The organism is Mycobacterium sp. 852002-51057_SCH5723018, from assembly GCF_001667035.1.
Classification (GTDB): Bacteria; Actinomycetota; Actinomycetes; order Mycobacteriales; family Mycobacteriaceae; genus Mycobacterium.
The window spans coordinates 71,721-83,847 of sequence record NZ_LZIR01000004.1; the positions used below are offsets into that span (position 1 = coordinate 71,721).

Here is a 12,127-nt window from a genome sequence, read left to right on the forward strand (position 1 = left end):
GGGGCGCACATGCTCGACAGACTGACCAAGATCCAACTCGTCATCTTTGCGGTGATCACCGTCCTCACGCTGACCATCATGGGCATCTTCTACCTGCGGCTGCCCGCGACATTCGGCCTCGGGACCTACGGCGTCAGCGCCGATTTCGTCGCGGGCGGCGGGCTGTACAAGAACGCCAACGTCACATACCGGGGTGTCGCGGTCGGCCGGGTCGAGTCGGTGGGGCTCAACCCCAACGGCGTCACCGCCGAAATGCGGCTCAACAGCGGCACTCCCATCCCGTCGAACGTCACCGCCACCGTGAAGAGCGTCTCGGCCGTCGGCGAGCAGTACATCGACCTGGTGCCGCCCGCCAATCCGTCGCCGGGCAAGCTGCGCAACGGGTCTCGCATCGAGCGGCAGAACACCCGGATCGGCCAGGACGTCGCCGACCTGCTGAAGCGGGCGGAGGCGCTGGTCAACAGCCTGGGTGACACCCGGTTGCGCGAGCTATTGCACGAAACGTTCATCGCCGCCAACGGTTCGGGTCCCGAGCTGGCCCGACTCATCGAGTCGGCCCGGTTGTTGGTGGACGAAGCCAACGTGAACTATCCGCAGGTCTCGCAGTTGATCGACCAGGCCGGCCCGTTCCTGCAGGCCCAGATCCGCGCCGGCGCCGACATCAAGTCGCTCTCGGATGGGTTGGCGCGGTTCACGTCCGAGGTGCGCCAGGCCGACCCGCAGCTTCGCGAGACGCTGGCCACCGCGCCCGGCGCGGCCGACGAGGCCAGCACCGCGTTCTCCGGCATCCGCCCGTCGTTCCCGGCGCTGGCCGCCAGCCTGGCCAACCTGGGCCGGGTCGGTGTGATCTACCACAAGTCGATCGAGCAGCTGCTGGTGGTCCTGCCGGCGCTGTTCGCCGCGATCACCACGGCCGCCGGCGGCGCCCCGCAGGACGAGGGCGCCAAGCTGGACTTCAAGCTCGACCTGAACGACCCGCCGCCGTGCGCCGTCGGCTTCCTGCCGCCACCGCTGATGCGCACACCGGCCGACGAGACGCTGCGCGAGCTCCCGAAGGACATGTATTGCAAGGCCGCCCAGAACGATCCCAGCACCGTGCGGGGCGCCCGCAACTACCCGTGCCAGGAGTTCCCTGGCAAACGGGCGCCGACCATCCAGCTGTGCCGTGACCCGAAGGGCTATGTGCCCGTCGGCCGCAACCCGTGGCGGGGGCCGCCGGTGCCCTACGACACGCCGGTGACCAATGGGCTGAATGTGTTGCCGCCCAACAAGTTTCCGTACATCCCCCCGGGCGCCGATCCAGATCCGGGCACGCCCATCGTCGGGCCGCCCCCACCCGGTGTGGTGCCCGGACCGGGTCCGGCGCCGAACCAGCCGGCGTACGATCCGCCGCCACCCAACAACAACGGCCCGCCGCCGCCGTTTACCTCGTGGCAGCCGCCGGGGATCCCGCCGGTGCCGCCGCAGCTGCCGTATCCGAAGTGGCTGCCGCCGCCCCCACCGCCCGAGGGGATCAATCCTCCGCCGGCGGGCCCGGGACCGGAGAAGCCGTGGGGGCCGCCGCCCGGCCCGCAGCCGCAGGCCGCCGGCCCGGCCTACACCACCTACGACCAACAGACCGGAGCCTTCAGGGACCCGGCCGGCGGCACTGGTATCTTCGCGGCCGGCGCGACCGGCGCATCCAGCGCCGAGAATTGGGTGGACCTGATGCTTGATCCAAGGCCTATGTAGTGACAGATCAACACACGACGACGCAACGCGTTCGCCGGCGGGCTTCCCGCGCGGCGGGTCCGGCCAAAATCGAGTCCAGCGAGACCGCCACGGTTCGGGTCGACGCCGCCGCGGCGCCAAAGCCGCCGGCAAAAACCAAGGGGGCCAAGGGGGTCACGGGGCTGAAGCCGGTCAAGCCGCCGCCACGGCGGCAGTCGCATCGAGCCCTGGTCGGATGGATCTCGTTCGCGGCCGCCCTGCTCGCGGTCGGCGCCCTGGCGGGTTGCCTGATCGCGCTGGTCGTCCAGCAACGGCACGCCGACGCGCAGCAGGCGCGCGACCAACGCTTCGTCGACACCGCCACGCAGACGGTGGTCAACATGTTCAGCTACAAGCAGGACAACATCGACGAAAGCGTGAACCGGTTCTACAACGGCACCAGCGGCCCGCTGCACGGGATGCTCGGCGCCAACAACAACATCGAGAACCTCAAGGGCCTTTTCCGCTCCACGAACGCGACCTCGGAGGCCGTCGTCAACGGCGCCGCCCTGGAGGGCATCGATTCGGTGACCGACAACGCCTCGGTGCTGGTGTCGGTGCGGGTGACGGTCGCCGACATCGATGGGGTCAACAAGCCGTCCATGCCGTACCGGCTGCGCGTCATCGTGCACGAGGACGAGCAGGGCAAGATGACGGGCTACGACCTGAAGTACCCGGACGGGGGCAACTAGATGGGTCGGCTGCGGTGGCCGCGGCTTCGGTGGTGGCTTCTCGCCGTCGCGGGTTGCGTGCTCGTCGCGGCGATCGTCGGCTTGTCGGCTGCGGCGGGTTGGGTCTACTGGGATCGGGTGCAGACGCGCGGCGAGGCGGCTGCGCGGGCGGTGCTGCCCGGTAAAGCCGCGGACGAGATACCCAAGGTGTTCGCCTACGACTACCAGACCGTGGAACGCAGCCTGGCGGCGGCGTATCCGTTGCTGACGCCCGACTATCGCCAGGAATTTCAGCGAAGCGCCAACGCGCAGATCATTCCGGAGGCGAAAAAGCGCGAGGTGGTCGTGCAGGCCAATGTCGTTGGCGTTGGGGTGATGTCGGCCAGGCGGGAGTCGGCGTCGGTGATGGTCTACATGAACCGCACGGTGACCGACAAGTCGCGGCAGCCGCTCTACGACGGCAGCCGGTTGCGGGTGGACTTCAAAAAGATCGGCAAGCAGTGGCTGATCTCCTACATCACCCCCATCTAGGGGGCATGTAAGAGCCGAATGTCACCCAGCGTGACGCTCGACGCCGCGAAAATGCTCAGTAGCACATCGCAATGGCGTTGCAGTACAACGGATAACGCTGGATGGGGCTGGGCGGCGGCCCGGTCTGCTGCAGCGAGAACGGCTGCTTGGTCATCGAGGGCTGCATGCCGCAGACCGCGCCGCGCACAATGGTGTGGGTACCGGTCATCGTTTCGTCGCTGAACGCATAGGTGTCGCTGGACGGCGCGGTGCTGCCATCCGGACAGACGACGCCGTTCGACTTGTTCACCGTGAAGGTCCACAGCATGCTCGTCATTCGGGCCCTGCCGGTGAAGTTCTGCTGCTGGTCCTTGAGCGCGATCTGCTCGGGGGTCGCGCTCACCACGTTCAGAGCGCAGTTCATCGCGAAGACGATCGGGTCGTTGTAGTCGTTCATGTTGCGGGTGCCGGACGGCTGATCGCACAGCGCGCCGATGGTCCAGGTAACCCCTGACACGCCGGCCTCGTTCAACGTGTAGGTGCCGTCCGGCGGAGGTCCGATCGCGCGCGCTGGATCCTCCGATACCAGCGCGATGCCGATGGCAACGGCCGAGCAGATGCCGGCTCCGGCGGCCAGCGTGCGACGAACGTCCACGGGCCCCTCCCTTCCACTGCTGCCTTGAGTATCACAGCGTTCGCCGCCCTGCACCATGGGTCGCCCGGAGCAGCTAGCTCCCGTCGTGCGGGTGCGACTCGGAGAGTGCGTCCAGGAAAGACCGCGCCCAGCGGTCCACGTCGTGGACGAGCACCTGGCGGCGCAACGCACGCATACGGCGCCGGCCTTCTTCGGCGGGCTGGTTGAGCGCGGCCTCGATCGCGTCCTTGACGCGGTCGGTGTCGTGCGGGTTGACCAGATACGCCTGCCTGAGTTCGGCTGCCGCGCCGGTGAATTCGGACAGGACGAGCGCACCGCCGAGATCGCTGCGGCAGGCGACGTATTCCTTGGCCACCAGGTTCATCCCGTCGCGCAGCGGGGTGACCAGCATGACGTCGCTGGCCACGAAGAACGCAATCAGTTCGTCGCGGGGCACGGGACGGTGCAAGTAGTGCACTACCGGGTGACCGACCTCGGCGTATTCGCCGTTGATGTGGCCGACCTCGCGTTCGATGTCGTTGCGCAGGATCTGATAGCTCTCCACGCGTTCGCGGCTGGGTGTCGCGAGCTGAACCAGGACGGTGTCGTCGCGTTTGGCGCGGCCCTCGGCGAGCAGCTCGGAGAACGCCTTCAGCCGAACGTCGATGCCCTTGGTGTAGTCCAGCCGGTCGACGCCGAGCAGGATCTTGCGGGGATTGCCCAGCTCGGCGCGGATCTCCCGGGCGCGGCGCCTGACGTCGCGGTGGCGGGCCGCTTGATCGAGCGCGGTCGAGTCGATCGAGATGGGAAAGGCGCCCACCCGAACCGTGCGCGATGCGAGCTCGACCTCACCGAACCGCGACCGCACCCCGACCGATCCCCGGGAGGTGTTGACGCCGGTCAGCTGCCGGGACAGGAACAGAAAGTTCTGCGCGCCGCCGGGCAGATGAAAGCCCACCAGGTCGGCGCCCAGCAGCCCCTCGACGATCTCGGTGCGCCACGGCAGCTGCATGAACAGCTCCACGGGTGGGAACGGAATGTGCAGGAAGAAGCCGATGGTCAGGTCCGGCCGAAGTTCGCGCAGCATTTTGGGGACCAGCTGCAGCTGATAGTCCTGCACCCATACGGTGGCGCCGTGGGCGGCGGCGTGGGAGGTGGCCTCGGCGAAGCGCCGGTTGACGTCGACGTAGCGCTCCCACCAGTCGCGGTGATAGATCGGCTTGACGATGACGTCGTGGTAAAGCGGCCACAGCGTGGCGTTGGAGAATCCCTCGTAGTACTCGGCGACGTCGTCGGTGGTCAGCCGCAGCGGGTGAAGGTGCAGGTCGTCCTGCAGGACGGGCCGGTAGTCCAGCTCGTCGTCGTCATCGGCCACTCCAGGCCATCCGACCCACGCCCCCTGGCGGCGACGCAGCAGCGGCTCCAAAGCCGTGACCAACCCGCCGGGGCTGCGCTTCCACGTGCTGCTGCCGTCGGGGAGTCGCTCGAGATCAACGGGCAGCCGGTTGGCTACCACCACGAAGTCGGAATTCCCGAAATCCGGTGACTTTGACGTCTTCGTCGAAGACTGGCCTCCCCTGGGAGCCATTTATGTGTCGAGTTTGGACGGTCCAATACCGAGCATCGACAAGAAAACGCGGCACTCGTCGGCGTCGTTCGCATAAGCGGCGACGACCCGCCTGGCCTGGCTTGCGGTGCTGTCGGCCAGGGGCTCCACGTCGCCGAGTTCGCCAGGATCAGATTTCGTAGGCATACCCCAACTGTAGGCGACGCGGAAATTCGCCCGCAGGCGTCTCCCGCGCTACCCGACGGGGCCCCGCTTACACATGGTCCGTAATGTGTAAACAAGGCGGATCTGACGACCATGTGAGGCGGGCGGAAATGACACTCTCCGAACAAGCCGGCGCGGCCCCCACCGACGCCGAAGCCGACGAGCTGGTGGCCTATGAGACCCTCGACGAGGGTCGCGTCGCCCGGATCTGGCTCAACCGGCCCGAGGCCCACAACGCCCAAAACCGCGGTTTGCTGGTTCAGCTCGATGAGGCGTTCCTGCGCGCCGAGGCCGACGACACCGTGCGCGTGGTGATCCTGGCCGCGCGCGGCAAGAACTTCTCCGCCGGTCACGACCTGGGTTCGGAGCTGGCGCTGGCCGAGCGCCAGCCCGGGCCCGCGCAGCTGCCCAGCTTCCGGATCAACGGCGCGACCCGCGACCCGATCGCCGAGAAGACCTATCTGCAGGAGTGGCACTACTTCTTCCAAAACACTTGCCGCTGGCGCGATTTGCGCAAGATCACCATCGCGCAGGTGCAGGGCAACGCGATTTCGGCGGGCCTGATGCTGATCTGGGCGTGCGACCTGATCGTCGCCGCCGACAACGCGAAGTTCAGCGACGTGGTCGGGGTGCGGATGGGCATGCCGGGCGTCGAATATTACGCTCACCCTTGGGAATTCGGACCGCGTAAGGCAAAGGAGCTGCTGCTGACCGGTGACGCGCTGGACGCCGACGAGGCCTACCGGCTTGGCATGGTGTCCAAGGTTTTCCCGGTCGCCGAGCTGGCCGACAAGACGCTGGAGTTCGCGTGCCGCATCGCCGAGCGGCCCACGATGGCGGCGATGCTGATCAAGGACTCGGTCAACGCCGCCTCCGACGCGATGGGTTTCACCGAGGCGCTGCGTCACGCGTTCCACATTCACGAGCTGGGGCACGCTCACTGGGCGGCCCACAACGAGAACAGGTACCCGGTCGGCCTGCCGCCGGACGTCGAGGACTGGCGCAACGCCAAGCCGACGAGGCTGGCCCGCCGGGACACGCCGTAATACTCGCCGCCCCGCCGGTCACAGAGGTCCCACGAGTGTCGCCCACCTCGCCGAGAGGCCCGAGTGGCGGGTGTGGCAGCATGCTAGAACCTGTTTCAGTTTGGCCGTGAGGAGCTCTCGTGCAGCTTTCTTTCGACAACCGGACGTACCTGGTCACGGGCGGCGGCAGCGGAATCGGCAAGGGTGTCGCCGCGGAGCTGGTCGCGTCCGGGGCCTCGGTCATGATCATCGGGCGCAACGCCGACCGGCTGGCGGCCGCCGTCGAGGACATCGAGCTGCTCAAGGCCCACGGCTCCATCCGCTATGAGCCCGCCGACATCACCAACGAGGATGAGGCCGCCCGCGCCGTGGACGCCGCAACGGCGTGGCACGGCCGGCTGTATGGCGTGGTGCATTGCGCGGGCGGGTCGGAGACCATCGGTCCGATCACCCAGATCGACTCGGAGGCCTGGCGACGCACGGTCGACCTCAACGTCAACGGCACCATGTACGTGCTCAAGCACTCCGCTCGCGAGTTGGTCCGCGGCGGCGGCGGTTCATTCGTCGGCATCTCCTCGATCGCGGCCAGCAACACCCACCGCTGGTTCGGCGCCTACGGCGTCACCAAGTCGGCCGTCGACCACATGATGCAGCTGGCCGCCGATGAGCTCGGCCCGTCATGGGTCCGCGTCAACAGCATCCGCCCGGGATTGATTCGCACCGATCTCGTTGCGCCCATTACGGAATCGCCGGAGCTGAGCGCGGACTACCGGATGTGCACGCCGCTGCCGCGGCCCGGTGAGGTCGAGGACGTCGCCAACCTGGCGATTTTCTTGCTGTCCGACGCGGCCAGCTGGATCACCGGACAGTGCATCAACGTCGACGGCGGCCACATCCTGCGACGCGGCCCCGACTTCTCCGCGATGCTGGAACCCGCATTCGGAGCCGACGGGCTACGCGGAGTCGTCTGAGGCCAGGCCCGCGTCTCGACTGGACAGCGTCGCCAGCGCCGACCAGTCCAGGTGCCCGCCACCAGTCGCCACCAGGGTCAGGAAGCGGTCGCGCAGCAGGCTGGCCAGCGGCAGCGGCACCTGCAGCTGCTCCCCGGCGGCGAGCGCCAGCCGAACATCCTTGAGGCCGAGGCTGGCCGCGAAGCCGGCCGGCTCGAACTGCTCCCGCGCGATCAGCCCGCCATACGTCTGATAGGCCGGCGCGGCGAACAGCGTCGAGGTGAGGATATCGACGTACTGCTGCTTGTCGACGCCGGCCTTCGCGACCAGCGCCACCGCCTCGCCGATGGCCTCGATGGCCGAGGCGATCAGGAAGTTCCCGCTCAGCTTCACCAGGTTGGCGGTGTGCGGCTGCTCGGACACCACGAAGGTCCGCTGGCCGATCGCGTCGAACAGCGGCGACAACGGCTGCAGAACCTGCGGGGCGCCGGCCGCGATGACGAAAAGCTTTGCCGCCGAGGCGGCTTCGGGCCTGCCGAACACCGGCGCCGCGGCATACCGCTGACCGGCTTCGGCGTGCGCGGCTTCCAGGCGCTCCGAGAGGGCAACGCTGATGGTGCTCGACGACACGTGCGTCGCACCCGCCCCCAGCGAGGCGATGATGCCGCCTCCGAGATCAGGGTGGCCCAACGTCACCGCCTCCACGGCGCTGTCGTCGGCCAGCATGGTGAACACCACCTCGGCCCGGCTCGCCTCGGCGACGGTGCCGGCCGCGGTCGCGCCCTGCGAGACGAGAGCTTCGGCCTTACCGGGAGAGCGGTTGTACACGGTGACGCGGTGACCCGCCTTGATCAAGTTCGCGGCCATGCCGCGGCCCATCTTTCCCAGGCCGATGAATCCGATGTCCATGCATCCAGCCTGCCCTGCTTGGCCCGCTCCTTACCATGATGGGCACGCCAAGCGACAGGAGCAGCAGATGAAGCGACTCGAGGGCAAGCGGATTCTGGTGACGGGCGCCGCGTCCGGGATCGGCCAGGCCACCGCGCTGCGGCTGCTCGACGAGGGCGCCACCGTGGTGGCCTCCGACATCTCCGTCGACGGCCTGGACGCCACCCGGGGCCGCGCCGAGGAGGCCAAGACCGCCGACCGCCTCACCACCATGCCGATGGACGTGGGCAACGAGGATTCGGTGATCGACGGCGTGTGCTCGGCCGCCCAAACGCTCCACGGGCTGGATTCGCTGGTCAACGCGGCCGGGATGTTGCGCGCCGCACACACCCACCAGACCAGCCTCGAACTGTGGAATCAGATCGTCGGTGTCAACCTGACCGGGACCTTCCTGGTGGTGCGCGAGGCGCTTCCGGCGTTGCTGGCCAACTCGCGCAGCGCGATCGTGAACTTCAGCTCGACATCGGCGTCGTTCGCCCACCCCTACATGGCGGCCTACGCGGCGAGCAAGGGAGGCATTCAGGCCTTCACCCATTCGTTGGCGCTCGAGTACGCCCGCGACGGCCTGCGCGCGGTGTGCGTGGCGCCGGGCAGCATCAAGTCCGGGATCACCGACGCCACCGGCGGCTACATCCCGAAAGATGCTGACTGGTCGCTGTTTTCGCGACTGATGCCGGTGCTGCCCACCACGGTGGAATCAAGCGGCACCGGGATGGCCGACCCTTCCGTGGTCGCCGGCGTGATCGCCATGCTGGTGTCAGAAGACGGCGCCTTCATCACCGGCACCGAAATCCGCATCGACGGCGGGACCCACGCCTGAGTCAACCCCCCGGCGCTTGGCTAGTTGACGCAGGGCACGCCGCCGCCGTCGATCGGCTTTCCCTGATCCGGCGTCGGATACGTCGTCGTGGTGCCGTTGTAGTAGTAGGTCTTGGCCTTGGTCGACGTCGTGGTGGTGGTCGTGGTGGTGGTTTCGTCCGTCGTGGTTTCGTCGGTTGCCGGCATCGAGAAGTTGGTATCCAGGGTCACCCGGATATGTCCCGGCACGACCGTGGGGTCGGGTTGTTTGGGGGCGTCCAGTCCGAGCAGGGTGGCCACGTTGCCTGCGTCGGTTTCCGCGCCGGCGCCGTAGGCGATCGTGGTCGTCGACGGCTCACCCGAATTGCGGTCGCGCACCTGGCCGGGGGTGTAGCCGTGCTTTTTCAGGGCACGTGACACCTCGCTGGCCATCCCGCTCAAGCTGCCCGAATTGATCACGTCGACGACCGTGGACGGACTGGGCTTGGCGGCCGTGGTGGCCGGGGTGGTCGTCGGTGGCGGGGCGCCGATCGCGGCGGCCACCTCGGCCTTGATCGCGGCAGGGTCGATGATGTTGACGTCCTGGCCGTCGATGTTGTCGTAGCGCACCACGGGCAGCGTGCGGAACTCGACGTTACCGCCGGAGGCCAGCGCGCCCAGCCGTTGGATCAGCTCCTCGTCCCAGCCCGACGACAGCACGACGTCCTTGCGCGCCACCGCCATCAGACCCTTGAGCTTGTCAATATTGGTGAACGTGCCCGAGGCCTGCAGTTCCTGCATGACCGACGAAATGAACGCCTGCTGCCGATGGGTGCGGTCCAGGTCGCCGTTTTCCAGGCCGTGGCGCTGCCGCACGAACGCCAGCGCCTGGGCGGCGTCCAGGGTCTGCCGCCCGGCGGGGAAGTCGGCGCCGGAATAGGAGTCGTAGACGGGGTGGTTCAGGCACACGTCCACGCCCCCCAGGGTTTGGGTCAGGTCGTAGAAGCCGGCCAGGTTGATCTCGGCGAAGTAATCGATCGGGACGCCGGTCAGGCTGCGCACCGCGCGCAGGGTCGCCGCCCGCCCGGCCTCGCGGCCCCGCGTCTCGAGGTCTTTTTGGCTGCCGACGCCCTGGTTGGCGAGCTTGTTCGCGACGTATTGCTTGGTGAGCCCGTACGCTTCTTTGATCTTGATGTGGTTGTACCCCGGGACGCCGTTGAAGGGCACCCAGTCGTCGCGGGGGATGGAGAACGCGACGACCTTCTGGTCGGCCCCGATGTGTACAAGTATCAGGGTGTTGGTGTTGTAGCCGCCGTCGTCGGACTCGCCGGCGTGCAGGTGCTTCAGGATGGACCAGGGCAGGTCGTTGCCGTCCTGGTCTTTGCGGGAGTCCAGCCCGATGAGCAAGATGTTCATGCTGTCACCGCCGGACCGCGGGTCCTCCGGCGACAGCGCCTCCGAGACGGTGATGCCGCCCAGGGCTCCGTGGGCCACGTAGTAGCCGGCCCCGGTCATCAGCACCGCCGCCGCCGACACCACGGTCATGAAGCCGCGCGCCAAAGCCTTGCGAAAGCGCGACGGTTCACGAGCGGCGCGATGGCGGTGATGCGCCCCGCCCGAGCGTCCCATCAAAAACCTCGGCCCACTACCAGCGCACCACCTGTCACCGCAAGAGCGGATTGCGGTGATGTCGCTTGCAGCATGACGTCAAGTATGCGGTAGCTTGCCGTGAAGGCTCCAATTAAGCACTTTGGGTGTAAGCAGACTCACCTAGGCGATACGGGCGGGTCTGACCGCGTCGATCCGCCGTCTACCAGCGCTTATGGCCCAACCGCGCAGGGTGTGGTGGCCCGGGCGTCACGGACGCCGAAGCCAACTCGTTACCCCTTCGCCGTCGAACGTCGACATGCCGCGCGAATTTCGCGGTTTGCCCCGGCTAGTCGACGTTCGGCGCCGAATGCCGTTCAGCAGTAGGGGTATTCGATGTGCCACCTGCCATCCACATAATCGGCCCGATATTGGCCGCCCAGTTGCGGATTGGCGTCGTGGACGACACCGGAGCCCCCGACGTATGGCGCGAATCCGGGTGGATCCCAGGTCAGGGACTGTGGATTCGGCGGCAGGTCCGCCGTGCAGTTGATCTGCTTCTGGACGTAGCCGTCGATGACCTTCTGCTCGGCGGTGGCTTGATCGCCGGCGTCGGGGCCCGGATCGAGCGAGCACAATGCCGTTGTGCCGCAAACCCTTTGGGGCGCATCGGCGAGCGCGGCATCGGCTGGCGCGAAAGCCGGAAAGGTGGTCACGGCGAGGCACGCTACGACGTATTTCCACATGGTTAGGTGGCCTTCACGACGTCCTGGCCGGACGTGTAGAAGAGGCGAATGTTGGAACCTGTGAAAATCTCGGCGAGGTACACCCCAAGCGGTTCAACCTCGTAGTAGTAGTGCACGTTGCCGCGCGTATCCACGGCCGTCGCGCACGAGTAGCCCGGTGCGCCGCACCGTTGCTTGACCGGTAGCGCCAGCACGGCGAATACCAGCAGGACCGCAATCGCGGCCACCACCGGGGCCTTGATCGACGCCTGCTTTCGCACCGGATGCATCACAGGAGTGTAAGCGCCTCAGCCGGCGTCCGGCCCGTGCGACAAGCCAAATTCGTTGTAGCTCAATCCACCGGAACCCGGCCGTTTTCATCTGGGTCCCCGACGGGTACGCAACCCGGAGCCGATTGGAGGACCGATCATGTTCGATACGCAGCCGACGGAGCCCGGTACCCCGGGAGATACGCCCGAACGGCTGACGCCCGCGGAACCACCCGAACGGCTGACGCCGGCTGAACCGCCGGAGCGGCTGACGCCGGTGGATCCGCCGGAGCGCCAGAGGCCGGCATGAGAGGAGGACGACATGCGCGCTGAAGAAGGCGACGAAACGGTCAACGATTACGCCGCCAAGGGCGAGCAGACACTGGGCAGAATCAAGGACTCCCAACGCCAGGGCAGCCCCTTTGGCAGGGTGGTGCGCCGCCTCACCAGGCTCTTTCGCAGCGAGTAACCAGCCCGGACAATCCATTCACTGACGTCCGGGTCTTACGAT

The 12,127-nt window shown here is 67.4% G+C and carries 14 protein-coding genes; 7 read left to right on the plus strand and 7 right to left on the minus strand.

Annotated elements, in window-relative coordinates:
* Positions 1–9 precede the first annotated feature (9 nt).
* Genes A5764_RS00955 through A5764_RS00965 form a run of 3 tightly spaced genes read left to right on the plus strand, consistent with a single transcriptional unit; the run spans position 10 to position 2,951 of the window.
* Positions 10–1,731 (plus strand): virulence factor Mce family protein, encoded by a 1,722-nt coding sequence (locus tag A5764_RS00955; RefSeq protein WP_067107116.1) that lies wholly within the window; start codon positions 10–12, stop codon positions 1,729–1,731.
* On the plus strand, positions 1,731–2,441 hold the full coding sequence (locus A5764_RS00960; protein WP_067107119.1) for a mammalian cell entry protein: 711 nt from the start codon (positions 1,731–1,733) through the stop codon (positions 2,439–2,441). The genes A5764_RS00955 and A5764_RS00960 overlap by 1 nt, the downstream gene beginning before the upstream one ends.
* Positions 2,442–2,951 carry a mammalian cell entry protein gene (locus A5764_RS00965; protein ID WP_156664440.1) on the plus strand — a complete coding sequence of 170 codons (510 nt, stop codon included), beginning with the start codon at positions 2,442–2,444 and terminating at the stop codon, positions 2,949–2,951.
* 55 nt (positions 2,952–3,006) lie between these two features.
* Here the strand turns inward: A5764_RS00965 and A5764_RS00970 are convergent, their stop codons facing one another.
* The 3 genes from A5764_RS00970 to A5764_RS27995 form a co-directional block, all read right to left on the minus strand.
* A complete protein-coding gene (locus A5764_RS00970) occupies positions 3,007–3,585 on the minus strand; it encodes a hypothetical protein (protein WP_067107122.1) in 579 nt (192 codons plus the stop codon).
* A gap of 73 nt (positions 3,586–3,658) precedes the next feature.
* Positions 3,659–5,152 carry a trehalose-6-phosphate synthase gene (locus A5764_RS00975; RefSeq protein ID WP_067107125.1) on the minus strand — a complete coding sequence of 498 codons (1,494 nt, stop codon included), beginning with the start codon at positions 5,150–5,152 and terminating at the stop codon, positions 3,659–3,661.
* Complete coding sequence (locus A5764_RS27995) at positions 5,153–5,317, minus strand: hypothetical protein (RefSeq protein ID WP_156664441.1); 165 nt, start codon at positions 5,315–5,317, stop codon at positions 5,153–5,155.
* Between the two features lie 128 nt (positions 5,318–5,445).
* On the opposite strand from A5764_RS27995, the gene A5764_RS00980 reads away from it, so the two are divergent.
* Entirely contained in the window at positions 5,446–6,381 is a 936-nt protein-coding gene (locus A5764_RS00980) for an enoyl-CoA hydratase (protein ID WP_067107128.1), read from the plus strand.
* A gap of 119 nt (positions 6,382–6,500) precedes the next feature.
* Positions 6,501–7,331, plus strand: coding sequence for an SDR family oxidoreductase (locus A5764_RS00985; protein ID WP_067107131.1), 831 nt, complete (start codon positions 6,501–6,503; stop codon positions 7,329–7,331).
* On the opposite strand, the gene A5764_RS00990 is transcribed toward A5764_RS00985, so the two are convergent.
* On the minus strand, positions 7,314–8,219 hold the full coding sequence (locus A5764_RS00990) for an NAD(P)-dependent oxidoreductase (protein WP_067107133.1): 906 nt from the start codon (positions 8,217–8,219) through the stop codon (positions 7,314–7,316). The genes A5764_RS00985 and A5764_RS00990 overlap by 18 nt on opposite strands.
* Positions 8,220–8,286: 67 nt before the next feature.
* Here A5764_RS00990 and A5764_RS00995 point away from each other — a divergent pair, with 67 nt between their 5' ends.
* A complete protein-coding gene (locus tag A5764_RS00995; RefSeq protein ID WP_067107136.1) occupies positions 8,287–9,078 on the plus strand; it encodes an SDR family NAD(P)-dependent oxidoreductase in 792 nt (263 codons plus the stop codon).
* A 20-nt stretch (positions 9,079–9,098) separates the two neighbouring features.
* Here the strand turns inward: A5764_RS00995 and A5764_RS01000 are convergent, their stop codons facing one another.
* The 3 genes from A5764_RS01000 to A5764_RS01010 all read right to left on the minus strand — a co-directional run bounded on the left by A5764_RS01000 (position 9,099) and on the right by A5764_RS01010 (position 11,637).
* Positions 9,099–10,664, minus strand: coding sequence for an LCP family protein (locus A5764_RS01000; RefSeq protein ID WP_067107139.1), 1,566 nt, complete (start codon positions 10,662–10,664; stop codon positions 9,099–9,101).
* A gap of 335 nt (positions 10,665–10,999) precedes the next feature.
* Complete coding sequence (locus tag A5764_RS01005; RefSeq protein ID WP_156664442.1) at positions 11,000–11,338, minus strand: integrase; 339 nt, start codon at positions 11,336–11,338, stop codon at positions 11,000–11,002.
* 32 nt (positions 11,339–11,370) lie between these two features.
* On the minus strand, positions 11,371–11,637 hold the full coding sequence (locus A5764_RS01010; protein ID WP_067107145.1) for a hypothetical protein: 267 nt from the start codon (positions 11,635–11,637) through the stop codon (positions 11,371–11,373).
* Positions 11,638–11,938: 301 nt separating this feature from the next.
* Here A5764_RS01010 and A5764_RS28685 point away from each other — a divergent pair, with 301 nt between their 5' ends.
* Positions 11,939–12,085 carry a hypothetical protein gene (locus A5764_RS28685; protein ID WP_197501158.1) on the plus strand — a complete coding sequence of 49 codons (147 nt, stop codon included), beginning with the start codon at positions 11,939–11,941 and terminating at the stop codon, positions 12,083–12,085.
* The last annotated feature ends 42 nt before the right edge of the window (positions 12,086–12,127 follow it).

Coding starts and splice junctions, on each gene's coding strand:
- A5764_RS00955 (WP_067107116.1), top strand. CDS start 10: ATGCTCGACAGACTGACCAAGATCCAACTCGTCATCTTTGCGGTGATC.
- A5764_RS00965 (WP_156664440.1), top strand. CDS start 2,442: ATGGGTCGGCTGCGGTGGCCGCGGCTTCGGTGGTGGCTTCTCGCCGTC.
- A5764_RS00975 (WP_067107125.1), bottom strand. CDS start 5,152: ATGGCTCCCAGGGGAGGCCAGTCTTCGACGAAGACGTCAAAGTCACCG.
- A5764_RS27995 (WP_156664441.1), bottom strand. CDS start 5,317: ATGCCTACGAAATCTGATCCTGGCGAACTCGGCGACGTGGAGCCCCTG.
- A5764_RS00980 (WP_067107128.1), top strand. CDS start 5,446: ATGACACTCTCCGAACAAGCCGGCGCGGCCCCCACCGACGCCGAAGCC.
- A5764_RS00990 (WP_067107133.1), bottom strand. CDS start 8,219: ATGGACATCGGATTCATCGGCCTGGGAAAGATGGGCCGCGGCATGGCC.
- A5764_RS00995 (WP_067107136.1), top strand. CDS start 8,287: ATGAAGCGACTCGAGGGCAAGCGGATTCTGGTGACGGGCGCCGCGTCC.
- A5764_RS01000 (WP_067107139.1), bottom strand. CDS start 10,664: ATGGGACGCTCGGGCGGGGCGCATCACCGCCATCGCGCCGCTCGTGAA.
- A5764_RS01010 (WP_067107145.1), bottom strand. CDS start 11,637: ATGCATCCGGTGCGAAAGCAGGCGTCGATCAAGGCCCCGGTGGTGGCC.
- A5764_RS28685 (WP_197501158.1), top strand. CDS start 11,939: ATGCGCGCTGAAGAAGGCGACGAAACGGTCAACGATTACGCCGCCAAG.